This window comes from Ruegeria sp. CF8, from assembly GCF_056537285.1.
Window position 1 is genome coordinate 73,081 of sequence record NZ_JBQFRG010000013.1, and the last position, 24,257, is coordinate 97,337.

Below are 24,257 nucleotides of genomic sequence, written 5' to 3' on the forward strand. Positions count from 1 at the left end.
CGTGATCATGAAAGCCTTTATTCCCCTGCTCTGCCTGATCGCTTCGCCCGTCTGGTCGCAGGACGCGCCGGAAGGCTGGGCCGTCTACCCGACAGACAAACCCTATTCCGAGTTGGTTGACGCCACCAAAGCCGCCATCAAGGAAAACGGGTTGATCGTCGTGACGCAGGCTGGCCCCACCAAGGCAGCGGCCGCGCGTGGTATCACCATTCCGGGCAACCGAGTGATAGGAGCTTTCAACAACGACTACGCCGTGCGGGTGCTTGAGACATCAACGCACGCGATGATCGAAGCCCCCATCCGCTTTTATGTGACGGAAAACGAGGACGGCTCTGCCACTCTGTCGTACAAAACCCCCAGCTTTGTCTTTGCCCCTTACGCACCGGAAGGCGGGCAAGCATTGGCGGACATCGCCTTAGAACTTGACACAAAGTTTCAATCTGTCGCCCAAGACGCAGTCAAATAGTCACACTGGCGTGAACCGCCTTGCGTCCGGGGGCGTCCTCCGCAATCTGCTTTGAAACTGTTTTTTCGGAGCATGACATATGCAGGACCCCTCGCCCCGCGCCGCGGATCTTCTGGCCCAACGCCTGTACGAAGCAGGGTGCCGCCACGCCTTTGGGATGCCGGGGGGCGAGGTTCTGACACTGGTCGATGCGCTGGAAAAGGCAGGCATCACCTTTCATCTGACCAAACACGAAAACTCTGCCGGTTTCATGGCCGAGGCGGTGCATCACCGCGATGGCGCGCCTGCGATTCTGGTGGCCACGCTTGGCCCCGGCGCGATGAATGGCATCAACGTGGTGGCCAACGCATTGCAGGACCGTGTGCCGATGATCGTACTGACAGGGTGTGTCGATGCGGACGAAGCGTTGACCTACACACATCAGGTCATGGACCACGCGCAGGTCTATCGCTCGATCACCAAGGGCACCTTCACGCTGACGGCCAAAGGCGCTGATGTCATCGCCGACAAGGCAGTGTCGCTGGCCAATCAACCGCGCCCCGGCCCGGTGCATATCGATGTTCCGATCTCAGTCGCCGACACGCCAGTGACCGGTGTGAAACGCCGCCGCTTGGCCAAGGTCGCGCCGGTCAGCCCCGGGGGAGAGTGTTTGGAAAAGGCCCGCCGCTGGGTAGCGGAGGCCGAACGTCCCATTGCGATTGTCGGTCTGGATGTTCTGTACGACGACTCGCGCAGCGTAGTGCGGGCGTTTTTGGAACATTTCGGCATTCCATTTGTAACCACCTACAAAGCTAAGGGCGTCGTCCCCGAAGATCACCCCTTGTGTCTGGGCGGTGCCGGTCTGTCGCCGCTGGCGGACAAACATCTGGTGCCTCTAGTCGAACAGTCCGACTTGGTGCTGTGCCTAGGCTACGACCCAATCGAAATGCGCCCCGGCTGGCGCGAGATTTGGGATCCCGCAGACAAACGCGTTATCGACATCTCTGCTGTGGTCAATGATCACTACATGCATCAGGCAGGGCTGAATCTAGTGGCCGACACAGGCGAGACATTAGAAGCCATCGCCAAAGGTAATCCGGCGCGTGCAACGTGGCCGGCAGGTGAGCCCTTGCAGGTCAAAGCTGCTTTGGCAAAGACCTTTCCCAATGACGAAGATTGGGGACCGGCGGCGGTTATTGCTGAAACGCGGGCAGTATTGCCCCCTGAAACTCTGGCAACTGCGGATAGCGGCGCCCATCGTATTTTGCTGAGTCAGATGTGGAATTGCAGCGAAGAGTGGGGACTGATTCAGTCTTCGGCACTGTGCACCATGGGATGTGCGGTTCCAATGGCAATTGGCCTGAAACTGGCAGAACCCCAGCGCCCGGTCATCAGCTTTTCAGGCGATGCCGGTTTTTTGATGGTGGCCGGTGAATTATCGACCGCAGCCGAAATGGGCGCCAATCCGATTTTTTTGGTCTTTGTGGACGCAAGTCTTGCGCTGATCGAACTGAAACAGCGTCAAAGACAAATGGGAAACAAGGGTGTCGACTTTGGCCACCACGACTACGCTGCTATGGGTCAGGCCTTTGGCGGCACCGGGCACACTGTTCGCAACCGAACAGAGTTGCGCGCAGCATTGGAAGCTGCTGTAAAGGCCGAGACATTTACAGTCATTGCTGCTGAAATTGAGCGCGGAGGCTATGATGGCCGCATCTGAAGGCCCCTTGAAGGGCGTCAAGGTTTTGGATCTTAGCCGCATTTTGGCAGGGCCCACATGCACGCAATTGCTTGGCGATCTGGGTGCAAGCGTCATCAAGATCGAAAACCCTGCCACTGGCGGCGACGACACAAGGCAATGGGGCCCGCCCTATGTGACAGATGCCGAGGGTAACCGCTCGGACCTGAGTGCCTATTTCATGTCCGCCAACCGCAACAAGAAATCCGTCGCGCTGGATATAGCGACGGCCGATGGTCAGGCCGAAATCCGTCGCCTGGCATCACACGCGGATATCCTGATCGAAAACTTCAAGCCCGGCGGGCTGGCCAAATACGGGCTGGACTACGCCACATTGTCGAAAGAGTTTCCCGGATTGGTCTACTGCTCGATCTCGGGCTATGGACAAACCGGACCGAACGCCAGCAAGCCGGGTTATGACCTGATGGCACAGGGCTATGGCGGGATCATGTCGCTGACAGGCGATCCAGAGGGCGCACCGATGAAGGTGGGCGTTGGCATCGCAGATGTGATGTGTGGCATGTATGCGAGTGTCGGGATTCTGGCCGCGTTGCGCCACCGAGACCTGACCGGCGAAGGTCAGCAGATCGATCTGGCGCTGGTCGACGCCCAAATTGCGTGGCTGATCAACGAAGGCGTAAACTACCTGACCTCGGGCAATGTCCCCCAGCGGCGCGGCAACGGACATCCAAATATCGTGCCCTATGAGGTTTATGAAACAGCTGACGGGCATGTGATTCTGGCCGTTGGAAACGACGGGCAATTCAAAAAGTTCTGCAGCTTTTTGGGAAGAACCGAACTGGCCGAAGATCCCCGCTTTGCGACCAACCCATCGCGCCTTGAACATAGGGACGCGCTGAACGCGATCCTGCGGCCGGCGATGCAGACCTTGGACACACAAGAGGTCATTTCGGGTCTTGAAGCTTTGAAAGTGCCGGTTGGCCCGGTGCAAACACTGGATCAGGTTTTCAACACCGAACAAGTCGCCGCACGGCACATGCAGATCGACATGCAAGCCCAGCCAGGCCCTGTCAGTCTGATCGGGAATCCGCTCAATCTATCTCGCACGCCTGTAACATATCGCAGTGCGCCCCCGGTTTGCGGAGCGGACACCGAGGCCGTTCTGAACGCCGAAAACCCGTTCGAGGATTGAAATACTTGCACATTTAGGCGGCAACTCGCTGAAACATGCCCTTGAATCGGCGGTTTTTTTCATCTTTTTCGCACACGGCATTTCACCAATTCGAGAGCAGGGTCGATACTGTTACGTCCCTCTCTCACACTCTGTTACATCGAACAGTGTGAAATACCGCAATCAGATTGGACCCAAGTATGAAACAAGATGTTTTTGGACAGATGAACACCCTGACCCAGCCGGCTGCGGTCGATGCCTGGAATGGTGTTCTGCTTGGGTTCATGGCGCATGCTGCCGTCACGCCCCAACATCTGGGCAAAGTGCTTGAGCTTGAACCTGATTTTGCGCTGGGTCACGCGGTCAAGGGTCTGTTCATGGCGCTGCTGGGCCGACGTGAGATGATGGCTGTCGCGGTTGAAGCGCTGGCCGCGGCAAATGCAGCGATAGAGCGTCAGCCGATCTCGGCCCGCGAGCGCTTGTATGTAGACGCTTTGGCGCTGTTTTTGGCGGGACAACAAACGCGGGCAGTACAGAAATTCGAGGCGATCCTGCGTGATCACCCGCAGGACACACTGGCGATGAAGCTGAGCCACGCAACCCGATTCGTGCTGGGTGATGCCGAAGGAATGCGCCGGTCGATCGAACGTGTGATGCCAGCCTATGAACCCGACCATCCGGGCCGTGGCTATCTGCTGGGCTGTCACTCTTTCGCGCTGGAGGAAACCGGCGCCTATGAGAAAGCCGAAATCGCAGGCCGTCAGGCGCTGTGGATGGTGTCGGACGACGCCTGGGGCCTGCACGCGGTGGCTCATGTGCATGAGATGACCGGCAACGCGCAGCTGGGTTTGGATTGGCTGGCGGGGCGCGAAGATGCCTGGGCGCACTGCAACAATTTCCGCTATCACGTCTGGTGGCACAAAGCCCTGATGCATCTGGATCTGGGTCAGGTTGATCAGGTGATGGCGCTGTATGACGCCCATATCCGCAAGGACAAGACCGACGATTACCGCGACATTTCGAACGCAACCTCGCTTCTGTCACGGCTCGAGCTTGAGGGCGTGAATGTTGGCAACCGCTGGGAAGAACTGGCCGATCTGAGTGCTGCACGCACCGAAGATGGCTGCCTGATCTTCGCGGACCTGCATTACCTGCTTGCTCTGACGGGCGATAACCGCGCCGATGCAACTTCCAAAATGCTGAGCCGCATGAACCGTGACGCAGCCCACGCCAAAGACGACACCACCCGCCGTATGGCTGATCCCGGTGTTGCAGCTGCCATGGGGTTGGAAGCCTTCGGAGACGGCCATTATGGCACCGCCTTCGATCACCTGCTGGCGGCGCGTGGATCGATGCAATTGGCCGGTGGCAGCCACGCGCAACGTGATGTATTTGAACGCATTACCATCGATTCCGGTCTGCGCGCCGGACGTCTGGACGCGGTCGAGCGTATTCTGGACGACCGTCGTGCAAAGCGAGCCGGAGGCGAAGACAATTTTGCCATCGCACGCCGCGCCCTGATCGATGCGGCCCGCGACAGCGGCGACGTGCAAAGCGTCCCCGCCGAATAACAAGACGATCTAGAAGGACAGAAAACGTATGGCGACCATATCGCCCGCTTCTGATTTTGCACCAGCTGCGACCCCAGCCGCAGCCCCTGCACGCACGCGCGATCCACGGTTGGACTTCTACCGCGGTATCGCGATGTTCATCATCCTCATTGCCCATATTCCCAACGATCCCTGGGCCAGGTGGATTCCAGCGCGGTTCGGCTATTCCGACGCGACAGAAATTTTTGTGTTCTGTTCAGGCATGGCCTCGGCCATTGCCTTTGGCGGTGCATTCTTGCGCAAGGGCTGGTGGATGGGGACAGCGCGTGTGGCGTTCCGCATCTGGCAGGTTTACTGGGCACATATCTGTCTGTTTTTCTTCGTGGCCATGACCATGGCTGCGCTGGACCAGACCGGTGCGTTCGAGAAAACCTATATTTCGTCCCTGAACCTGCAGCATTTTTTCAACGATCCGGCCTCGCAGATGGTTGGGATTTTCACACTGACCTACGTGCCGAACTACTTTGACATCCTGCCAATGTATCTTGTGGTTCTGGCGTTGATGCCGCTTTACATGGCGCTGTATCGGGTCAGCTTCTGGCTGATGGCAGCAGTATCGGTCAGCATCTGGTTTATTGCTCAGACCGGCGCATTGGCATTGCCGGCCGAGCCATGGTCGGACCGCCAGTGGTTCTTCAACCCGTTCGGCTGGCAATTGCTGTTCTTCACAGGGTTCGCCTTCATGCGCGGCTGGATTCCCGCTCCACCCGTTTCGAAAACCCTGATCTGGGTGGCAATTGCCTTCGTCGTCCTATCGGCTCCGTTCGGGTCGTGGAAGGTCTTCACCTGGATCAACACCGCCGCGCCCGATCTTGGCGCAGTAATCCGCAAGGGCTGGCCTCTGACTGAAGACCTGCGTGGAAAAACCGAATTTGGCCTGCTGCGTTACGTCCACTTCCTGTCGCTGGCTTATCTGGGTTGGGTCGCGGCGGGCGAGCATGGCCACCGCCTGATCGCAACAGGGCACAGTGTGGGCGCGCGGGTCTGGCAATTCCTGCTGGCGGTCATCACGAAGGTTGGCCAGCAATCCCTTGCGGTCTTTGTGTTTTCCATGGCCGCAGCCCGCCTGATCGGCGTTGCGCTGGACCAATCTGGGCGAGATGTTGCCAGTGTCTTTGTCGCCAACATGATTGGCTTTGCGATGATCATCGGCGTTGCCTATTTGGCAGCTTGGTTCAAGTCACAACCCTGGAAGACCAAGAAATGAACTTTACCCGTCGCGCATTCCTCGTTTCGACGACCGCTTTGGCTTTTGCCCCGTCCGCCTATGCGACGGGCGGCGAAGTACCTTTTGATCGTAACTATGTGATCGAGATGGCGCGTGATCTGGCCAGCCGTCCCTACGCGGAACGCGATATGGTTCCCCAGGAATGGCAGGATCTGACCTATCAGCAATACCGCTCGATCCGGTTCCGGCTGGACCGCGCGCTTTGGTACGAGACCGAGACCCCGTTCAACGTGGATTTCTTCACTCCTGGCTTGTACTTCCCCCGTACCGTAAAGGTCGAAACGGTTGAAAACGGCATGACCACGCCAGTCGCTTTCGACCTTGCGATGTTCGACAAGTCCGAAGATGTCCCGCAATTGCCCATCGACGATACGCTGGGTTTTTCTGGACTGCGCCTTCGGACCGAAATGCACCGCCCCGGCAAGACGGATGAATTCTGCGTCTGGCAAGGGGCAAGCTATTTCCGCGCCATTGGCTTGCACGAGGTATACGGCCTGTCCGCCCGAGGTCTGGCCTTGAAGACCGGCGATCCCGATGGCGAGGAATTTCCCGAGTTTATCCGCTTTTGGCTGGAGCGCCCTGAACCCGGCCAGCGCAATATGGTTGTGCATGCCTTGATGGACAGCCCCAGCGTGACCGGGGCCTATCGGTTCAATGTGACAGCAGGCGCAGACTGCATCATGGAAGTTGAGGCAACGCTGTTCCCACGCGAAGAGCTGCCCCACGTCGGAATTGCGCCGGGCACGTCGATGTTCCTGTTCGACCAAACCAACCACAGCCGGTTCGATGATTTCCGCCCCGCTGTGCATGACAGTGACGGATTGTTGATCCGCAATGGCGCGGGTGAGGTTTTGTGGCGGCCGCTGGCCAACCCGACCCGCCTGCAGATCTCGTCTTTTGTTGATACGAACCCGCGCGGTTTTGGCCTGATGCAGCGCAAGCGCGAGTTTTCGGACTATGCCGATCTGGAAGCGAATTATCACAAGCGCCCCGGTTTATGGGTCGAACCCAATCAGGATTGGGGCAAGGGCACTGTGACGCTGGTGGAAATCCCCGCTGATCAGGAAATCTATGACAATATCGTCGCCTATTGGCGCCCGGCTGAGCCTTATGCGGCGGGCAGTCAGGTCGATATGTCCTATCGTCTGATCTGGGGTGAAGAACCTCAGCGCACGCCTATGCCGCGGGTCATCAACACCGCGATGGGGGACAACACGTTCGGCGAGGGTCGTCTGGCTGTCATTGACTTTGAAGACAGTGAACTGTTCGAGGACATCGACGCGATCTCGATCTTTGTTGACTCGCCCCATGCCGAAACTTCTGAAGGTGTTCTGCAACGCAATCCCGATACCGGTGGCCTGCGTCTGGCCTTTTCGTTCCAGCCCGGAGACCGCAATCATGTCGAGCTGCGCGCGCAGCTTTTGAAAGACAAACAGCCCGCCTCTGAGGTCTGGCTTTACCGTTGGACCACATGAGCCGCGATCTGCATATCATGCCGCCAGAAGCCCCGCTGGCGATGCCCGCGCAGAACTTCAGCGCGCGGTTCCGGGATTCGGATGCGCCGTCTGGCAAGCAAGGCTCATCGGCCGGGTTCTGGCGCGCGTTAGCGTTTTCCCCGGCAATGGCGGCAACGCTGGGCCTGCTCTGGGTGATGAGCGATTGGTTCAGCGCTGAAGGGATCAATCTGATCGAAGCCATCCTACTGGCGCTGATCTCGTTCAATTTCTTCTGGATCTCGTTTACAGTTTGCACGGTTCTTTTGGGTATGGTGTCCCTGTCTCGGCAGGATCGCCCACAGAAAAGCCACAGCGCGCAGCCGCTGCGCGTCGCGTTGCTGACCCCGGTTTACAACGAAGTGCCGTGGAACGTGCTGGGCAATGCCCGCACCATGCTGGAAGATTTGCAGACCCGTGGCGGACAGCACCATTATGCCATGTTCATCCTTTCCGATACACGAGACCCCGAAATAGCAGCGCAGGAACAGGCCAGCGTCGAGGCTCTCCGCACCACGTTGGCGCCCGGGTTGGAGTTGTATTATCGCCGCCGCGATCAAAACACCGATCGCAAGGTGGGAAATATCGCCGACTGGGTCAGCCGCTGGGGCGCGGATTGGGATGCGATGTTGGTGCTGGATGCCGACAGTTTGATGACTGGGCGCGCGATCTATCGACTGACCGATGCGCTCGCGCGTGATCCCAGCGCGGGTCTGATCCAAAGCTATCCGCAACTCATAGGCGCACAGTCTGTCTTTGCCCGGATGCAGCAATTCGCAAACGGCGTCTATGGCATCGCCTTTGCTGAAGGTCTGGCGCGTTGGTGCGGGCAAGAAGGCAATTATTGGGGCCACAACGCCATCATCCGCACCAAGGCTTTTGCCACCAGCGCTGGCCTGCCAAAGCTGCGATCCTTCAGCGGTCAGGACAAGCTGATCATGAGCCACGATTTTGTTGAGGCCGGATTGCTGCGCCGCGCAGGTTGGGCTGTGCGTTTCCTGCCACGCATTCGCGGATCATACGAAGAAACACCACCCACCCTCATCGATCATGCCATGCGGGACCGCCGCTGGTGTCAGGGCAACCTGCAACACCTGAAACTGTTGGGCTCAACCGGGTTCCGTGCCGTGTCGCGTTTTCACATGTTCCACGGTGCGGTTGGATACCTGATGTCTCCGCTATGGTTCGCACTGCTGTTGATGTGGGCGCTGATTGGTCAGGGTCAGGACGCATCTGTCCTGCATTACTTCAGTCCCGACAATCCGCTGTTTCCGCAATGGCCCGAAATGTCGGAGACCCGGCATGTGCTGATCATTCTTGTCATGTATGCCATGTTGCTGGCCCCCAAGGTGCTTGGTGTTCTGGCCCTGCCGCTGAGCGGTGTGCGCTATTCCGACTTTGGCGGAGCGCGCAAGTTTCTGACGTCGTTCCTGGCCGAGGTTCTGCTGTCTATTCTGTACGCGCCTATTCTGATGGTGCAACAGATGATCGCAGTCTTCCGCACCGCCTTTGGCATCCAACGCGGCTGGTCTCCGCAAGCCCGTGATGGCGGCAGCTATGGGTTGGGCACTCTTGTTTTGTGCCATGCGCTGGAAACGATCAGTGGCATCGCGCTGAGCGTGGGTATTCTGTCCGGTCTGGTTTCGATCTGGCTGGCCCCGATTGCCATCAGCCTAGCACTGGCAATCCCGTTGTCGGCCCTCAGCGGTGTGTCAGCGGGCACTGCACGCAGGATGGTCGGGATGCGTGAGGATTTCAGCGAGCCTGCTATCACGCGCTCGGCCCGCCGTTATCGCGATGAGCTCAAGCGGCTGGTCGAAGGTAAAGGCAGCATGACCCCGGCGGAATGATCAACTGCCGGGTAACCCCTCGTACCAATCGACGATCATGTCTGCCCAACCGGTAGGTACGTTGTGTCCGCCGGGGAACAGAGCAAACTCCAACGCGCTGCCTTCTGCGCAACCGGTCCAGCGACGGCGCATAAAGTCATCCATCACAGTGAAACTGCTTGGTTTGTGATCGGCGCAACCATTGGCTTCACGCCAGATTTCAAGCCCGGCAAAAATGTCCCCCTGCTGGAAACGCCCGCCACCCAGCAAACGACCTTCTAACGGCACCACATTATCCGTCCAGCCATGGGTGTGGAACATGCGGATCGGGCCCTCGCAAGCCTCGGGATGCGGACGCCAGAACCCGCCCGAGACGGGAACGTAGGCAGAAAACGTATCAGGAGCCTCACAGGCCAGATAATTTACCATGAAGCCCCCTGCCGAAAATCCGCCCAGAAGGACGCGGTCGGGATCGACGCCGAACCGGTTGGCGGCATCTTGCACAACCTCGGTCAGAAAGGCGGTTTCATCCCGTTCGCCAAAGCCGGGATAAAAGTTCCAGCTTTTGGTGCCGCCCCGATCAGGTCGTTCCAAACCCTCGGGTGCCATAACCGCATAGCCACGCTCCAGCAAAGGCTCGACCATTGCACGATTGCGCATCGTGCCCGATCCGCTGCCGCCATAGCCGTGCAGGAATAGGACCATCGGAGGATTATCCGCATCAGGCAATTCGAGGTGATAGGTGCCCGTGGGCGTTTCGCAAACCGCGTCCTGACCGGCGCACCCGGCCCAAGCGGCCTGCCCGGCTGCGGCAACAAATGCCGTTAGACAGAGTGTTCGGATCATCCTGCATCCTCATTATATCTACGAACCGGCAGTCCGGCCCGAACCCAACCCGGTCCAGCCGCCGAGCCCAGCATACCCTCGGGCACGTCAATGATTTGGGTGAACCCGGCCGCGATGAGTTGGTTGCTCAGTCGTGCCGAGCGTACGCCACGTGCACAAATCAGCGCGACAGGCGCCGATTTGTTACCGTCAGTCAGTTGCGACAGCGCTTCGATGAAATCTTTACGTCGCATATCAAGCGGAGTAGCACCCTCACCAATACCCGAAGCGCTCCATTCACGCGGTGTCCGAATATCGACAAGCAGGATGCGCCCTTCGCGGGCTTGTTCATGAGCCGCGGCTACACTTATCCGGCCTCCGCTATGATCGTCGGGGATCAAGCGATATTCCCGGATCGCAAATCCGGCAGCGACTGCGGCACCACCGCCGATCAGCACCCACCTGCGGGTTCGGTTCACTTGTTCGGCCAAGGGATGCCTCCTGTTCGATACCCGTTGATCTAGCACAGATGGATGAAAACGGATGCCTTTAAACCCCTGAACAGGATCAAGATCGCGTCATTTTTTCGCAGGGCTGTCGAATAGTTGAGTGTTTCAGTAGAATTTTGTGAAGAAGTTACAATATCTGGACAGCCAAGAAAATATCCTTACAAAATTGGCTTCACCCTGACCGCTCAGACCGGAGTATCGCACTTGTCCCTATTCCTTATCGCGGCCCTTCCTTTCCTTGGTGCTGTATTCCCTGCTCTGCTGATCCGTGCTGGTCGGAATGCGGCTGCGTCCGCAGCGGCATTGACGACGTTTCTCGCCCTGATGGGGCTTTTGATCCACATCCCTTCGGTCATGCGCGGCGACGTTGTTACTGCACGGTTCGATTGGATTCCGGGACTTGGTTTAAACGCGAACTTCATGCTGGACGGGCTTGGGTTTTTGTTTGCCCTGCTGATTTTGGGCATCGGTCTGCTGATCATCCTGTACGCGCGGTTCTACCTCTCGCGCGAAGATCCGATGGGGCAGTTCTATACCTATCTGCTGCTGTTTCAGGGCGCGATGGTCGGGATCGTTCTGTCAGACAACATCCTGCTTTTGCTTATTTTCTGGGAGCTTACGTCACTCAGCTCATTCCTGCTGATCGGCTATTGGAAACACCTGCCCGAAGGCCGTCAGGGCGCGCGTATGGCGCTGGCCGTTACTGGAGGCGGTGGGTTGGCGATGATCGCCGGAATGCTGATCCTGGGCAACATCGTTGGCTCATATGACCTCAGCGTCATTCTTCAGAACAAAGAACTAATCCAGGCTTCGCCCTACTACCTGCCCGCGCTGATCCTGATCCTGCTGGGCGCTTTCACTAAATCGGCGCAGTTCCCGTTCCATTTCTGGTTGCCGCACGCGATGGCGGCCCCTACACCGGTTTCGGCCTATCTGCACTCGGCAACCATGGTAAAAGCCGGTCTGTTCCTGATGGCGCGCATGTGGCCGGTTCTGGCTGGAACGGATGCGTGGTTCTACATCGTCGCCACCACCGGTCTGGTAACGATGTTGCTGGGCGCGGTGATTGCGCTGTTCAAGGATGACCTGAAAGCCCTGCTTGCGTTTTCAACCGTCTCGCATCTGGGCCTGATCACCATGCTGCTGGGTTTTGGAACAAAGTTCGCTGCCGTAGCCGCCGTGTTCCACATCATCAACCATGCAACGTTCAAAGCAGCTTTGTTCATGACCGCCGGGATCGTCGACCACGAGACAGGCACGCGTGACATCAAGCGGTTGGGCGGTCTGCGCCACCTGATGCCGATTACCTTCACAATCGGCACAATTGCAGCGCTGTCGATGGCTGGCTTGCCGCCGCTGAACGGGTTCCTGTCGAAAGAGATGATGCTGGAAGAGACCGTGCGCACAGCATGGTTGAACTCGCCTTATCTGGTACCGGGTCTGGCCTTGCTGGCCTCTCTGTTTTCCGCTGCCTATTCCTTCCGTTTCGTGAGCCACGTGTTCCTCGGCCCGCAGCGCGACGATTATCCTGCCCATCCGCACGATCCACCCGTCGGTCTGTGGATTGCACCAGCCTTCCTTGTCGTGCTGGTCATTCTGATCGGCCTCTATTCGGCAGCGATCGTCGGTCCGTTGGTCGCCGTGGTGTCCAGCGCTGTGATCGGTGGAGAAAAGCTGCCCTACTACTCGCTGAAGCTGTGGCACGGCTTTGTGCCCGCCCTGTATATGTCGATCGTAGCCACGCTGGGCGGTCTGTTCCTGCTTTCGATGCACAAACGCGGTGAGCAGATCTGGAACGCCCTGCCTCGCCCTGAGGCGAAGGTCATTTTCGAAGCGATCATCAACGCCTTCACCCGCCTGAGCCAATGGATCACGGATGAGCTACACAACGGTGTCCTCAGCCGCTACGCAATCATCTTCGTCGCCTTTACCGTCGGTCTGGGCTACTACGCCTATTCGACAGGCACGATTGGCGTTGAAACACGTGTTCCGCTGCCTGCGCAGATCATCCCGATCATCGGCTGGATTTGTCTGGTTGGCGCGACCTTGGGGATCATGTGGTTCCACCGCAACCGTTTGTTGTCGCTTGTTCTGATCGGCGTCGTCGGTCTGATCGTGTCAGTCGCGTTTAACTACCTTTCGGCACCGGATCTGGCTCTGACACAGATCTCTGTCGAAGTGGTGACAATGATCCTGCTGCTTTTGTCGCTGAACTTCCTGCCCACGGAAACGCCGTGGGACAGTTCAGCCGCACGACGGTGGCGGGATGCTGCGATTTCCGTTGTTGCAGGGATCGGCACTGGAGCGCTGATCTACGCGATCATGCTTCGTGACTTTGCGTTCCCGACAATCTCAGACTTCCATTTGGCGAACTCGTACAAGGGCGGCGGTGGTACGAACGTCGTGAACGTTATTCTGGTCGACTTCCGGGGCTTTGATACCTTTGGCGAAATCATCGTTCTGGGCATTGCAGCACTGATCATCTTTGCCCTGACCGAAGCGGTCCTGAGCACGAATGTGCGCGGCTATCTTCTGAACCGAAGACCGCATTGGCCGCAATCGGGGGATTCTCATCCGCTGATGATGGTGGTTGCGACGCGTGTGATGATGCCCATCGCCCTGATGGTTGGCGCCTACATTTTCTTCCGGGGTCATAACCAACCCGGCGGCGGTTTCATCGCGGGTCTTGTCGTCGCGATTGCCTTCCTGATGCAATACATGGCCAGCGGTTATACATGGGCCATCGAACGGCAACGGTTCTACTATCACGGCACCATCGGCTGGGGTGTGCTGATCGCTGCGGCGACCGGTCTGGGCGCGTGGTTCAACGAACGCCCCTTCCTGACCAGTGACTTCGGCTACATTAACTGGCCACCGTTGGAAGAGTTCGAATGGGCCACGGCCATGCTGTTTGATGTGGGCGTCTTCCTCGCCGTTCTTGGGGCCGTGATGCTGGCGCTGGACAGCCTGTCACGCTTTGCATGGCGACCGGGCATGGCACAGGAATTCCCGATGGACATCAACCCGCTGCGGGACGCCCCTCAAGACGAAGACAAAGAGAAGGAGCAGGCCTGATGGAAGCGCTCGTAGCCTCTGCCGTCGGCATTATGACCGCCGCCGGGATATTCCTGATCCTGCGTCGACGGACATTCCCGGTCATTCTTGGCCTGTCCCTTATCACCTACGCGGTGAACGTGTTCTTGTTTGCAACCGGGCGCCTCGCGCTGAACGCACCTGCCGTTCTGAACAAATACGAAGACGTGCCCTATACCGATCCGCTGCCACAGGCTTTGGTGCTGACGGCGATTGTGATCTCGTTCGGGATGACGGCGGTGATCGTAATGATCGCGCTTTCGGCCTACCTGTCTTCAAAGGATGACCATATCGACATGAGCCCGCAGGACAGCGTTGACGCGCCGGGAGAAGACGCATGAACCATTGGATCGTTGCGCCGATCGTCCTTCCCGCGATCCTGGCCCCGTTCATCATTATGGTCCTGCGTTACCATCTGGACCTGCAGCGCATCTTCTCGGTCGCCGGAGTTATTGCCCTGCTGGGCATTGCCCTGACGATCACCGTTCAGGCGTCGGGTGGTGAGATACTGGTCTACGAGCTTGGAAATTGGCCTGCACCTTTCGGTATCGTCATGGTGTTGGACCGGCTCTCAGCCATGATGGTTCTGCTGACCGCGCTGCTGGCCTTGCCGATTGTTCTTTATGCCATAGCGTCAGGCTGGGACGAACGCGGGAAACATTTCCACGCATTGCTCCATTTCCAACTTATGGGCGTCTGCGGAGCTTTCCTGACCGGCGACGCGTTCAACCTGTTTGTGTTCTTCGAGGTTCTGCTGATCGCATCCTACGGTCTGATGACCCATGGCGGCGGTTCGGTTCGTTTGAAATCGGGCGTTCAGTATGTGGCATACAACCTCTTGGGCTCGACACTCTTCTTGTTTGCCCTAGGCACGATTTATGGCGTCACCGGCACGCTGAACATGGCCGATATCGCGCTGCGTGTGGCAGAACTTCCGGCTGAGGACACGGCATTGCTGCGGGTCGGCGCTGTGCTATTGCTGTTGGTTTTCTGTATCAAAGCCGCCGTGTTGCCACTGCATTTCTGGCTTCCCGCCAGCTATGCCAACGCCCCACTGCCCGTGGCTGCCCTTTTTGCGATCATGACCAAGGTTGGTGCTTACTCGATCATTCGGATGTACACGCTGGCCTTTGGACCAGAGGTTGAAGCGACCCAGGGATTGGTCGGCGATTGGCTGCAACCTGCCGCGCTTTTGACCTTGGCCGTTGGGGCCATCGGCATATTGGGATCACAGCACATTGCCCGCATGGTTGCGTTTTGCGCCATCGCTTCGATGGGGACCCTGCTGATCGCGATCTCGCAATTCACACCGGATGCGACGGCTGCTGCACTCTACTACGTGTTCCATTCGACGCTTGCGACCGCACTGCTGTTCCTGGTGGCTGATCTGGTGATGGAGCGTCGCGGTGGCGCAATTACACCTACAGCGCCGATGCCCCAAAGCGGTCTGATCTCGGCCCTGTTCTTTGTCGGGGCCATCGCAATGGCAGGGATGCCGCCACTTTCGGGTTTCATCGGCAAACTGCTGGTTCTGGACGCGTCCCGTGATGCATCGGATGCAACAGCGGTCTGGGCTGTTATTCTGATCGGATCTTTTGTCACCATCGTTGGGCTGGCGCGCGCGGGAACGTTGATCTTCTGGAAAAGCCACGACACGCAGGTCGTTACCATCGAACAGCGTGTCGAAGGCGAAGAGGTTCCTGCACCGGTTGCCCCTGAACCGCAACCTGGCCTTGCGATTACGGCCGTGTTTGGACTGGTCGCTGGGCTGATCCTTCTGACCCTGTTTGCGGGCCCGGCCCTTGAATACACAAGCAAGACCGCGGCTCAACTCTTTGCGCCCGACAACTACATCTCTGCCGTATTGGGAAGGGAAGAATGATGAAACTGCTCCACCGGATTTTTCCGCACCCTCATCTGACTTTTCTGCTGACATTCGTCTGGGTACTGCTGGCCAATAACGGGTCATTGAACTCATTGGTGTTTGGTCTGATTTTGGGGATCATTATTCCTTTCATCACACAGCCCTATTGGCCGGATCGTCCCAAGCTGCGCAATTGGCCGATGGTGGCGGAGTACATGCTGGTCGTGCTTTGGGACATCGTGATTGCAAACATCACCGTTGCCCGGATCATCCTGTTCAAGCGCGATGCTGACCGTCAACCCAACTGGATCTGTGTCCCGCTGGAACTGCGCACCCCCGAGGCGATCACTGTGCTGGCCGGCACCATCACTATGACCCCGGGCACCGTCAGCTGCGATTTGTCGGCGCAAGGGCATAACCTTTTGGTCCATTGCCTTGACGCCCCCAACCCCGAAGAGGTGCGAGACACGATCAAGCAGCGTTATGAGCGTAGGTTGAAGGAGATTTTCGAATGATCTTGGAATATGCCATCTGGTTCGCCTTCGCTTGTTTCGGAGCCGCCATCATGATGTGTCTGTGGCGGATCATCACCGCTGACGGCGTAGGCACCCGCGTTCTGGCTCTGGATACGATGGTGATCAACACCATTGCCCTGATGATCCTGTATGGTCTGGATCAAGGCACCGAGATCTTTTTCGAAGCTGCCATGATCATCGCCATGCTGGGCTTCGTCTCAACCGTGGCTTACGCGCGCTTCATGCTGCGCGGAAACATTATCGAGTGAGGGCGGCATGACATTACTCGTCGAAATTCTGATCGCCCTCTTCCTGATTATGTCGGGTATCTTCGGTTTTGTTGGCTCCTTCGGCATGATCAAACTAAAAGACCCCATGTCCCGCCTGCACGCGCCGACCAAGGCGACGACATTGGGCGTGGGCGGCGTGCTTCTGGCCTCAATCACGCATTCGGTTCTGTTGGAAGGCAAGCTGTCATTGCATGAACTTCTGATCACGCTGTTTTTATTCCTGACTGCTCCGATCACGGCCCTGTTCATTGCCAAATGGCACATTCATCGTCATGAAAAGCCCAGCGATTTGCCGGATGCGGGTGAGGATGAGCTTTGGGCCACTCACGCGGTCGAGCAGGTCGAGGACGTCCCGGACCACAGCGCGAATTAAAACCTATGCACTCACCTCCGCTGCCTTTAACCCGCGATCTGGTTCTTGTTGGCGGAGGTCACACCCACGCGTTGCTTTTGCGGAAATGGGGGATGAACCCCCTGCCCGGGGCACGGGTAACCGTGATCAATCCCGGCCCTACCGCGCCATATTCCGGGATGCTACCCGGATTTGTCGCCGGACATTATGATCGCCGGGAACTGGACATTGACTTGGTGAAACTCGCGCGCTTCGCAGGCGCTCGTGTCATTCTGGGTGCGGTTGAGGGGATCGATACCGACGCACATCAGGTGCATGTTCACGGACACCCGCCGGTCGGGTTCGACGTGGCTTCGGTCAATGTTGGCATCACGTCGGACATGCCTGCATTGCCGGGATTTGCCGAACATGCTGTTCCTGCCAAACCTCTGGGCCGATTTGCTGCGCGGTGGGCTGACTATCTTAATCACGATGGCCCTGCGTCAGTCGCGGTGATCGGCGGGGGCGTTGCTGGGGCTGAATTGGTCATGGCCATGGCCCACGCTCTCAAAGCAAAGGGGCGCGCGGCGCGGATCACGCTGATCGACAATGCCTCAATCCTGACGGCCACCAAACCCAAGGCGGCGGCTACGATCCGCTGCGCCATGCAGGATCTGGGTGTGGAAGTCATCGAAAACGCAGTGATCACCCGGATCGACGCTGATCATGTCACGTTACAGGACGGCCGCGCGATCCCCGCCGATTTCGTGACCGGAGCCGCCGGCGCGCGCCCTTTTGAGTGGATCGCACAAACCGGGCTGGATCTGCAGGACGGGTACATCCGGGTGAACGGCTATCTCCAGTCCAGCGATCCTGTGATATTTGCGGCCGGAGATTGCGCCCACCTCTTGGACAATCCGCGCCCCAAGGCAGGCGTTTACGCGGTGCGCGAAGCACCTGTTCTGTTCGACAATCTGCGCGCCGCGCTTGGGGCGGGACGAATGCGCAAATATGTCCCGCAGAAGGATTACCTCAAACTGATTTCGCTGGGCCGCAAATCCGCTTTGGGTGAGCGTTTGGGGGCATCCTTCAGCGGCCCGATGATGTGGACATGGAAGAACCATATCGACCAAACCTTCATGAACAGGTTTCGAAACCTGCCGCAGATGAAGCTTCCTGCACTACCCCGCGACCGGGCCTTTGGGCTGGATGAAGCGCTGGGGGAAAAACCCATGTGCGGAGGATGCGGGGCCAAGGTCGGGCGTAACGCGTTGCAAACCGCACTTAAATCGCGACCCGTGCCTACCCGCGCAGATATTACCCCTCTGCTCGGAGATGACGCAGCATTGTTGCAAACAGGTGGCGTCCAGCAGGTTTTGACCTCGGATCATCTGCGGGCTTTCACCAATGATCCCGCCCTTATGGCCCGCATCGCTGCTGTTCATGCCTTGGGGGATATCTGGGCCATGGGGGCCGCACCTCAGGCCGCCACGGCGACGATCATCCTGCCTCGTATGTCTGCCGCCCTGCAAAGCCGCACCATGTCCGAAATTATGACCGTTTCAAGCGATGTCATGAGAAAGGCCGGGGCCGAGATTGTGGGCGGGCACAGTTCCATGGGCGACGAGATGACCGTCGGCTTTACGATAACTGGCTTATGTGAAACGCCGCCTGTCACGCTGGCGGGCGGACACCCGGGGGATCGTCTGATCCTGACCAAGCCCTTGGGCAGCGGGGTTCTCATGGCTGCTGAAATGGCTAGTCAGGCCGACGGATCCTGGGTCGCGGCGGCTTATCAGCAGATGATCCAGCCACAAGGAAATGCGTCCCGCATTCTGGGCAAGGCCAATGCGATGACGGATGTGACCGGGTTTGGCTTGGCCGGGCATCTGCAAGGTATCTGCGAAGCATCAGGCTGCGGTGCAGTGCTTGATCTGGACGCGGTTGAAGTGATGGATGGTGCACTGGAGTTGTCGGAACAGGGTGTGCGGTCAACGATTTTTGCTGATAACCGGGCAATTGCTATGGAATTGCCAGCGGAGGGAAAAGCCGCATTGTTATTTGATCCACAGACAGCCGGTGGTTTGCTGGCCGCTGTCGATCCTTCTGAGGCAGATGCCATGATCAAGGATCTCAAGGCTGCCGGGTATCCGGCTGCGATCATTGGCGAATTGACAGACACACCGGGTCTGCGCCTTCAAAGCTGATCCAGCAAATTCTCGATTTGGGCTGCAGCTGTTGCAAGGCCGTCTTCGTCCAAGGACGCAATGTCGAGATTGGCCAAAACCTCAACAGACCGGGATCGTCGTGATTTGGTGTAGGCCGGATCGTAATGCTGTTCCATCAGCGCCTGCGTCAGCGCCGTTTTTTCTCCGGCATCGATAAGGTTCATCCACCCGTCAACAACCTCGTGGCCACGATGAAAACGCAGCGGAGAAAGCCGATCCCGCAAACGGTCGCTGTCGGACAGGATGTCATCATAGGCCCGAACCAAATAGGCGGCGCGCGCTTCAATCGGTACAGCAATTTGGAACCGGGGCGCTGCACATAACGCCGTCCACAGGCTGGGCGGCAGGATCAAACTGCCGATCTTCGAAGATTCTGCTTCGACCACAACCGGGCGTGCAGGATCCATCCTGCAAAGCGCGGCAGACAAAGCCGATTCAAAGGCTTTTTGACAAGGTTGTCCGCCTGGCTTTTCCCCCAACAAGGACCCCCGGTGATTGGCAAGCGCTTCGAGATCCAGAACCTGAACACCACGCTTGTGCAACAGGGCCAACAGATCGGTTTTGGCCGTGCCAGTATAGCCATCCAACGCAATTAACCGATGTGGCAGAGGGTCGTCGTACAGGTAGGCATTCACCAATCGGCGATAGCTGCGATAGCCGCCTTCGACAACTTCCGCGCGCCAGCCAATTTGTTGCAGCATCCAGGTGAACGATCCAGATCGCTGCCCGCCCCGCCAGCAATAGACAAGAGGCCGCCACCCGCCTTCGTGATGGCTGAGATGCCGTTCGATGTGATTGGCTGCGTTGCGAAAGACAAGCGCTGCGCCAAGCTTACGTGCAAGAAAGGGGCTTTCCTGCACATAGATGGTTCCAACGCGCGCACGTTCTTCGTTGTTCAGAACCGGCAGGTTTATCGCGCCTGGCAGATGATCTTCGGCAAACTCCGCCGGGCTGCGCACATCTATGACAGTGTCGTAGTCATGCGCGTAGAGCCGGGTCAGATCAGGGAATTTCAATGCCATACCAGAGGTCTAGCTTGACGCGTTACCAAATGAAAGACCACGCGCCCTTATACGTCGAAAGGCTCAATCAACTCTGGTCCGCTGGCCCGGTTCGAGTTCACAGCCGGGTCAACACGATAGAAGGTCAGCAGGTCCTCAGCCCCCGGCTGCATCAGACGGGCCGCCCCTTTTCCGGCCTCCCCCAGCCACAATGGCCAATCGTCGGGCTCGACGATCAAGGGCATCCGATGATGGATCGTCTTCAGCTTCTCGTTTGCACCCGTTGTTACGATTGCACAGGTGCCCTGTCTGGTTTCCTGTGGCCCCCAATCCTGCCAGACGCCTGCAAAGGCAATCGGGGCTCCATCCTTGCGATGGATGTACCATGGCAGACGCGTTCCCTGTTCGGTCTTGGTCCATTCGTAGAACCCCGTGGCCGCAATCAAACAACGGCGCGACCGGCAGGCGTCGCGAAAGGCAGGTTTTTCAGCCAAAGTCTCGGACCGCGCATTGATCAACAACGGCCCAGCCGTCTCAGACTTGTACCAATGTGGCAAAAATCCCCAGCGCAGCGCATCCAAGTGACGACCTGTTTCGCTGCTGCGTACCACATGTACCTGATTTGTCGGACAAACGTTATAGTTCGGAACGGTCGGTAGCGCGTTTGCCGGGCGTGCAGAAAACAGCTGTGCCATAGCGTCATTGGGAAGAGTTATTGCAAACCGTCCGCACATGAGTAATGAACCATCGATATATTCTTGATACAGGCACAGGATCTTACGGGTCACATGAAAAACCAAACGACTCAATCCCTCAAGAGCAAAGCGCTATCCCTTCTGGATGAGGGCAAGCTGCCGCAGGCTTTGAAAAAGGCCCAACTGGGTGTCAAGAAATTCCCCAAGGACTCTGATTACCACGCCATCGCCGGTTTTGTTTTGACCGAGATGAAGCAGTACAAGAAATCCATTCCGCACTTTGTTGAAGCCTCTCGAATGAAGCCGGATGATCCGCAATTTGCGGAAAACCTGGCAAATGCGCTGATGCAAACCGAGCAAATCTCTCGCGCTTTGGCCTATGCCGAAAAGAAGATAGAACAGTTCCCCAACAACCGCGAGCTTATGCGGGTCATTGATGAGATCCAGCGTGAGGGTAGGAACTGGCGTTCGATCGTTGACTTCACCACGCATAAACTGGCCTCAGATCCCTACAATCCCAGCGTTCTTGCACAGCGTGCACGCGCGTATCATCAAATGGGTTTTGTCGAAGAAAGCACGCGCGACATCGACCTGGCATACAGCCTGGCCCCAGAGAACCTCGTCGTCGCATTCCAGAAGGCCATCATTCTGCACCAGGCTGGCGACAGAGAAACCTCATTGTCTGTATTAAATGATATTCTGGATGCCAAACCGCATCACGCGAATGCCTTGCTGCAAGTGGCAACCATTACACCCAAAGACAACGTTCCCCAGCTGATGTCAGCGGTCGAAGCAGCGGCGTCTGAAAAAGACGAACCGCTGCAGGAGCTTGAGTTTGCAAAAGCACATCTGATCGAAAAATCAGAAGGTCTGGCGGCTGCATTGCCCCAGTTTGCGAAAGCAAACACTTTGCAGTTTGACGCGCTTCCTTATGACTTCACGGCAGAAGAAGAAAAGCTGAGCAAGATCACCGACCTATTCCCGGAAGGCACACAACCCTTTGCTGAAGTACCATCGGACGCTCCGCAGCCCATCTTTGTCTTGGGTCAACCTCGATCCGGTACAACCCTGATGGAGATGATGCTGAGCGCGGGTCCTGATATTGTGGGATGTGGCGAGTTGATGCTGATCCCGGAACTGACAAACAAGTTTCACACGACCAGCAAAGTATTTGATGAAGAAGCAGCGAAGCTTGTCGCGCTTTCCTATCGGGAAAGCATGCCCGGCGTACCGGAAAGTGCGCTTGGTTTTGTGGATAAGCTACCGCACAATTTTCAGCGCGTTGGCTTCATTCTGCAGGCCTTCCCGAACGCCAGGATCGTCAACATGTTGCGTGACCCGCGGGATGTCGGGTTGTCAAAATGGATCCGACGCTTCCCGGCAGGTGGCATGAACTATGCGTCGAACCTTGAAGCGATTGCGCATTCGGCCAACCTCTATCGCCGCTACATGGCCCATTGGGATAAGGTGTTCCCTGGCCAGGTGCTGACCGTACGTTATGAAGAGTTGGTCGCAGATCCCACCACTTATAGTCAAAAAGTGGCGGACTACTGCGGAATCCAATGGACCGAAGACATGGTCCACCCTGAAAAAAACACCAAACAGGTCCGGACGGCCAGCCTTGACCAAGTGCGTAAGAAAATTTCGACCAAATCTATCGGCGGCTGGCGCGAGGTAGCCGATCAGATCAAACCGATGCTGGACGGCTTTGACCCAGAACTTTGGCCGGAATACGACTTTAGCTGAGCTGGTGTGAAACAAAAAAGCCGCATCACTGGGATGCGGCTTTTTTGTTTTTGGAGGGTAGAATTATTTCTGCTTGATGCGCCCATCCAGATAAGGCTGATAAGGCGCATTCTCTGCCAGGTATTCAGCGGTGACATCCGCAAGATCCGGACCGAAATCATACGCGTTCTTGTCGTCACCTTCGAACATCGAATACCCGTCACCGCCATTGCGAACGTAGTTATTGGTCACGACGAGATAGGTCTTGTTCGGATCAATTGGGACAAACCCGTCACCTTCGGCCACCATGACTTCACTGATGCGGCCTTCGTTCGGGGCCACGCTGGGATCCCAGGTAAAGCTCAGGCCCGCGACTTGCGGAAAGCGCCCCTTTACCTCTTCAACCTGACTGACGCCATTTTCCAGCGCATCAATGACGGTCTGGCCGGTGATCTCAAACGTGGACAGCGTGTTTTGGAACGGCAGCACCGTCAGCACTTCGCCCATGGTCACTTCGCCCTCGTCGATAGACGCACGCAGGCCGCCTGAGTTGGCGATCGCAATCTGCGCGCCCTGATCCGCGACACGGGCCAGCATCGCATCGGCCACAAGGTTACCCATTTCACATTCCTGCACGCGACAGATCGACCTGTCGCCCTGAATTGCTGCGCCTGAGTTTGCAACAACGCGTTGCTTCATCTCTTCAATCGGCGCACCCATTTCGGTCACGCGGGCGGCGATATCCGCGTCAGGCGTGACTGAGGCATCCAGAAGAATGGGTTCGCCCTCGGCCGCAATCAGGTTGCCGTCGTCGTCAAAGGTAAGGGTGATCTCGCCCAGATATTTTGAATACGCGTAAGCCTGCACAACCGGCACGTCACCAACCATCATCGGATACGACCCGGCCGCGCCCTCCTGCGTGTTCGACAACAACGTGTGCGAATGGCCACCGACCACAAGATCAAGACCCGGCACCTGCGCTGCGATCTCAAGATCTTTGGCCAGGCCCACATGGTTCAAGGCGATGATGATATTGACACCTTCATCCTGCAAAGCCGCCACATCGGCCTTCAGGCTTTCGATCTCATCCTGAAACACAACGTCCTTGCCCGGGCTGGACGTTTCAACCGTATCCGTAGCGAGCGCCGAAATGATACCAACCTTCTGTCCGCCGATATCCAGCACAACATGGTTTTCAACCTTGCCGTTCAGCTCGGCAGACGACGACAGGTCCAGATTGCCTGAAATCACCGGGAAGCTGACCGTTTCAATGAACGATGCTAAACCTTCAGGGCCGTCGTCAAATTCGTGGTTGCCCACCGCCATGACGTCGTAGCCGATCGCTTCCATGAATTCGGCTTCTGCTGCGCCCTTGTAAGTGGTGTAGAACAACGACCCTTGGAAAGGATCGCCTGCGTCCAGCAGCAGAACATTCTGATCCGCCAGCGCATCACGGCGGGAATCCACAATGGTCTTGAGGCGCGCAACGCCGCCGAAACACTTGCCTTCTGCTTCATCTTCGGCGTCGCAGGTCGAGTCATACTTATTGATCGACTCGATGCGGCTGTGAATGTCGTTGGTGTGTAGAATGGTTAGCTTGTATTCGGCCGCCGCCATACCGGCAGTGAGGCCAAGAATTGCAGCAGACGCCAAGAATCGGGTCAACATACTGAATCTCCCTGTTTATATTTTCAGGGATCGTGCGC

20 protein-coding genes are annotated in these 24,257 nt (G+C 57.5%); 15 read left to right on the plus strand and 5 right to left on the minus strand.

What is annotated here, in order from left to right:
- Positions 1–7: 7 nt before the first annotated feature.
- The 7 genes from ACR0EV_RS22250 to mdoH all read left to right on the plus strand — a co-directional run bounded on the left by ACR0EV_RS22250 (position 8) and on the right by mdoH (position 9,496).
- Positions 8–466, plus strand: a complete 459-nt coding sequence (locus ACR0EV_RS22250) for a DUF302 domain-containing protein (protein ID WP_480802090.1) — start codon at positions 8–10, stop codon at positions 464–466.
- A gap of 79 nt (positions 467–545) precedes the next feature.
- Positions 546–2,165 carry a thiamine pyrophosphate-binding protein gene (locus tag ACR0EV_RS22255; RefSeq protein WP_480802091.1) on the plus strand — a complete coding sequence of 540 codons (1,620 nt, stop codon included), beginning with the start codon at positions 546–548 and terminating at the stop codon, positions 2,163–2,165.
- Positions 2,152–3,336, plus strand: a complete 1,185-nt coding sequence (locus ACR0EV_RS22260; protein WP_480802092.1) for a CaiB/BaiF CoA transferase family protein — start codon at positions 2,152–2,154, stop codon at positions 3,334–3,336. The genes ACR0EV_RS22255 and ACR0EV_RS22260 overlap by 14 nt, the downstream gene beginning before the upstream one ends.
- A 179-nt stretch (positions 3,337–3,515) precedes the next feature.
- On the plus strand, positions 3,516–4,886 hold the full coding sequence (locus tag ACR0EV_RS22265; protein ID WP_480802093.1) for a tetratricopeptide repeat protein: 1,371 nt from the start codon (positions 3,516–3,518) through the stop codon (positions 4,884–4,886).
- 28 nt (positions 4,887–4,914) lie between these two features.
- Positions 4,915–6,132: an OpgC family protein gene (locus ACR0EV_RS22270; protein WP_480802094.1), complete on the plus strand. Its 1,218-nt coding sequence runs from the start codon at positions 4,915–4,917 to the stop codon at positions 6,130–6,132.
- Positions 6,129–7,628 carry an OpgD/OpgG family glucan biosynthesis protein gene (locus tag ACR0EV_RS22275; protein WP_480802095.1) on the plus strand — a complete coding sequence of 500 codons (1,500 nt, stop codon included), beginning with the start codon at positions 6,129–6,131 and terminating at the stop codon, positions 7,626–7,628. The genes ACR0EV_RS22270 and ACR0EV_RS22275 overlap by 4 nt, the downstream gene beginning before the upstream one ends.
- On the plus strand, positions 7,625–9,496 hold the full coding sequence (gene mdoH / locus ACR0EV_RS22280) for a glucans biosynthesis glucosyltransferase MdoH (RefSeq protein ID WP_480802096.1): 1,872 nt from the start codon (positions 7,625–7,627) through the stop codon (positions 9,494–9,496). Before ACR0EV_RS22275 ends, mdoH begins: the two co-directional genes overlap by 4 nt.
- On the opposite strand, the gene ACR0EV_RS22285 is transcribed toward mdoH, so the two are convergent.
- Positions 9,497–10,321, minus strand: a complete 825-nt coding sequence (locus tag ACR0EV_RS22285; RefSeq protein WP_480802097.1) for a CE1 family esterase — start codon at positions 10,319–10,321, stop codon at positions 9,497–9,499.
- Positions 10,318–10,791, minus strand: coding sequence for a rhodanese-like domain-containing protein (locus tag ACR0EV_RS22290; protein ID WP_480802098.1), 474 nt, complete (start codon positions 10,789–10,791; stop codon positions 10,318–10,320). The genes ACR0EV_RS22285 and ACR0EV_RS22290 overlap by 4 nt, the downstream gene beginning before the upstream one ends.
- Before the next feature lie 222 nt (positions 10,792–11,013).
- Here ACR0EV_RS22290 and ACR0EV_RS22295 point away from each other — a divergent pair, with 222 nt between their 5' ends.
- The 7 genes from ACR0EV_RS22295 to selD are packed head-to-tail and all read left to right on the plus strand — an operon-like array spanning position 11,014 to position 19,109.
- Positions 11,014–13,884, plus strand: coding sequence for a monovalent cation/H+ antiporter subunit A (locus ACR0EV_RS22295; RefSeq protein ID WP_480802099.1), 2,871 nt, complete (start codon positions 11,014–11,016; stop codon positions 13,882–13,884).
- Positions 13,884–14,243, plus strand: coding sequence for a Na+/H+ antiporter subunit C (locus ACR0EV_RS22300; protein ID WP_170751150.1), 360 nt, complete (start codon positions 13,884–13,886; stop codon positions 14,241–14,243). The genes ACR0EV_RS22295 and ACR0EV_RS22300 overlap by 1 nt, the downstream gene beginning before the upstream one ends.
- On the plus strand, positions 14,240–15,784 hold the full coding sequence (locus ACR0EV_RS22305) for a monovalent cation/H+ antiporter subunit D (protein ID WP_480802100.1): 1,545 nt from the start codon (positions 14,240–14,242) through the stop codon (positions 15,782–15,784). The genes ACR0EV_RS22300 and ACR0EV_RS22305 overlap by 4 nt, the downstream gene beginning before the upstream one ends.
- On the plus strand, positions 15,784–16,281 hold the full coding sequence (locus tag ACR0EV_RS22310) for a Na+/H+ antiporter subunit E (protein WP_480802134.1): 498 nt from the start codon (positions 15,784–15,786) through the stop codon (positions 16,279–16,281). Before ACR0EV_RS22305 ends, ACR0EV_RS22310 begins: the two co-directional genes overlap by 1 nt.
- On the plus strand, positions 16,278–16,550 hold the full coding sequence (locus ACR0EV_RS22315) for a K+/H+ antiporter subunit F (RefSeq protein WP_371255958.1): 273 nt from the start codon (positions 16,278–16,280) through the stop codon (positions 16,548–16,550). Before ACR0EV_RS22310 ends, ACR0EV_RS22315 begins: the two co-directional genes overlap by 4 nt.
- 7 nt (positions 16,551–16,557) lie before the next feature.
- Entirely contained in the window at positions 16,558–16,944 is a 387-nt protein-coding gene (locus tag ACR0EV_RS22320; RefSeq protein WP_480802101.1) for a Na+/H+ antiporter subunit G, read from the plus strand.
- A 5-nt stretch (positions 16,945–16,949) separates the two neighbouring features.
- On the plus strand, positions 16,950–19,109 hold the full coding sequence (selD, locus tag ACR0EV_RS22325) for a selenide, water dikinase SelD (RefSeq protein WP_480802102.1): 2,160 nt from the start codon (positions 16,950–16,952) through the stop codon (positions 19,107–19,109).
- On the opposite strand, the gene mnmH is transcribed toward selD, so the two are convergent.
- The gene (gene mnmH, locus ACR0EV_RS22330) at positions 19,100–20,152 is read right to left on the minus strand and encodes a tRNA 2-selenouridine(34) synthase MnmH (protein WP_480802103.1); all 1,053 of its coding nucleotides are present in this window, start codon (positions 20,150–20,152) and stop codon (positions 19,100–19,102) included. The two genes, selD and mnmH, sit on opposite strands and share 10 nt — an antisense overlap.
- A 47-nt stretch (positions 20,153–20,199) precedes the next feature.
- Positions 20,200–20,865, minus strand: a complete 666-nt coding sequence (locus ACR0EV_RS22335; protein ID WP_480802135.1) for an SOS response-associated peptidase — start codon at positions 20,863–20,865, stop codon at positions 20,200–20,202.
- Positions 20,866–20,919: 54 nt separating this feature from the next.
- Here ACR0EV_RS22335 and ACR0EV_RS22340 point away from each other — a divergent pair, with 54 nt between their 5' ends.
- Positions 20,920–22,572 carry a tetratricopeptide repeat-containing sulfotransferase family protein gene (locus ACR0EV_RS22340; RefSeq protein WP_480802104.1) on the plus strand — a complete coding sequence of 551 codons (1,653 nt, stop codon included), beginning with the start codon at positions 20,920–20,922 and terminating at the stop codon, positions 22,570–22,572.
- A 63-nt stretch (positions 22,573–22,635) separates the two neighbouring features.
- Here the strand turns inward: ACR0EV_RS22340 and ACR0EV_RS22345 are convergent, their stop codons facing one another.
- The gene (locus ACR0EV_RS22345; protein WP_480802105.1) at positions 22,636–24,219 is read right to left on the minus strand and encodes a bifunctional metallophosphatase/5'-nucleotidase; all 1,584 of its coding nucleotides are present in this window, start codon (positions 24,217–24,219) and stop codon (positions 22,636–22,638) included.
- Positions 24,220–24,257: the final 38 nt, after the last annotated feature.

Bases quoted from the DNA above. Each gene is read 5' to 3' on its own strand.
- ACR0EV_RS22270 (WP_480802094.1), top strand. From the start codon at position 4,915: ATGGCGACCATATCGCCCGCTTCTGATTTTGCACCAGCTGCGACCCCA.
- mnmH (WP_480802103.1), bottom strand. From the start codon at position 20,152: ATGGCATTGAAATTCCCTGATCTGACCCGGCTCTACGCGCATGACTAC.
- ACR0EV_RS22250 (WP_480802090.1), top strand. From the start codon at position 8: ATGAAAGCCTTTATTCCCCTGCTCTGCCTGATCGCTTCGCCCGTCTGG.
- ACR0EV_RS22310 (WP_480802134.1), top strand. From the start codon at position 15,784: ATGAAACTGCTCCACCGGATTTTTCCGCACCCTCATCTGACTTTTCTG.
- ACR0EV_RS22255 (WP_480802091.1), top strand. From the start codon at position 546: ATGCAGGACCCCTCGCCCCGCGCCGCGGATCTTCTGGCCCAACGCCTG.
- ACR0EV_RS22345 (WP_480802105.1), bottom strand. From the start codon at position 24,219: ATGTTGACCCGATTCTTGGCGTCTGCTGCAATTCTTGGCCTCACTGCC.
- ACR0EV_RS22305 (WP_480802100.1), top strand. From the start codon at position 14,240: ATGAACCATTGGATCGTTGCGCCGATCGTCCTTCCCGCGATCCTGGCC.
- ACR0EV_RS22285 (WP_480802097.1), bottom strand. From the start codon at position 10,321: ATGATCCGAACACTCTGTCTAACGGCATTTGTTGCCGCAGCCGGGCAG.
- ACR0EV_RS22335 (WP_480802135.1), bottom strand. From the start codon at position 20,865: ATGTGCGGACGGTTTGCAATAACTCTTCCCAATGACGCTATGGCACAG.
- ACR0EV_RS22300 (WP_170751150.1), top strand. From the start codon at position 13,884: ATGGAAGCGCTCGTAGCCTCTGCCGTCGGCATTATGACCGCCGCCGGG.
- ACR0EV_RS22340 (WP_480802104.1), top strand. From the start codon at position 20,920: ATGAAAAACCAAACGACTCAATCCCTCAAGAGCAAAGCGCTATCCCTT.
- ACR0EV_RS22260 (WP_480802092.1), top strand. From the start codon at position 2,152: ATGGCCGCATCTGAAGGCCCCTTGAAGGGCGTCAAGGTTTTGGATCTT.
- ACR0EV_RS22320 (WP_480802101.1), top strand. From the start codon at position 16,558: ATGACATTACTCGTCGAAATTCTGATCGCCCTCTTCCTGATTATGTCG.
- mdoH (WP_480802096.1), top strand. From the start codon at position 7,625: ATGAGCCGCGATCTGCATATCATGCCGCCAGAAGCCCCGCTGGCGATG.
- ACR0EV_RS22275 (WP_480802095.1), top strand. From the start codon at position 6,129: ATGAACTTTACCCGTCGCGCATTCCTCGTTTCGACGACCGCTTTGGCT.
- selD (WP_480802102.1), top strand. From the start codon at position 16,950: ATGCACTCACCTCCGCTGCCTTTAACCCGCGATCTGGTTCTTGTTGGC.
- ACR0EV_RS22315 (WP_371255958.1), top strand. From the start codon at position 16,278: ATGATCTTGGAATATGCCATCTGGTTCGCCTTCGCTTGTTTCGGAGCC.
- ACR0EV_RS22265 (WP_480802093.1), top strand. From the start codon at position 3,516: ATGAAACAAGATGTTTTTGGACAGATGAACACCCTGACCCAGCCGGCT.